This is a genomic window from Nocardia heshunensis, assembly GCF_054782115.1.
Window position 1 is genome coordinate 1 of record NZ_BAAGTC010000038.1, and the last position, 573, is coordinate 573.

General features: G+C 36.6%; 1 protein-coding gene. It reads left to right on the plus strand.

Annotated features, from left to right (window positions below):
- The coding region (locus tag ACYVN4_RS45010; RefSeq protein ID WP_460730439.1) for a hypothetical protein at positions 1–399 on the plus strand (399 nt) is incomplete at its 5' end.
- Positions 400–573: the final 174 nt, after the last annotated feature.

Below are 573 nucleotides of genomic sequence, written 5' to 3' on the forward strand. Positions count from 1 at the left end.
ACCGGAAAGACAATTGCTGTTTCTAATCAGGCTAGAAAGACTAAAGGGGTCGTTTACAACGGCCAAGTTAAAGACGCATTTAGGACTGGACGTAAAGGACAGTACGTTTCAATTCATAATCACCCCTCGGGATTCCCACCATCACTGAGTGATATTGCTACTTTGTCATTACAGTCGAAGCAACACACCGTTAGTATGGGCTTAACTATTGGACATGATGGTAGTATTTATTGGTATACGAAACCAGAAATAAAGATGCCCGTCAATGCTAATAGTAGTTACAACAATTTGATTAAAAAGAATATCAAATTAGGGTATAATGAAACCAAGAGTCAAGAGATAGCCTTAACTGAATTCTCTAATAAATATAATTTCAAATTTGGAAAGGTAGGGGATTGAACATGATCAGTGAGGATAGAAAACGATGGATACTAGACATGCATCATAAAACTAAATTAACTGATTTCCCTAGCTTTGAATTTGAAGATGACAGCGGTAAATATCCTAAATGGATTGATGAGCTGAGTGCTGAGGAATTAGATTGGTACTCAGATTATGTTGATTCAATGACTG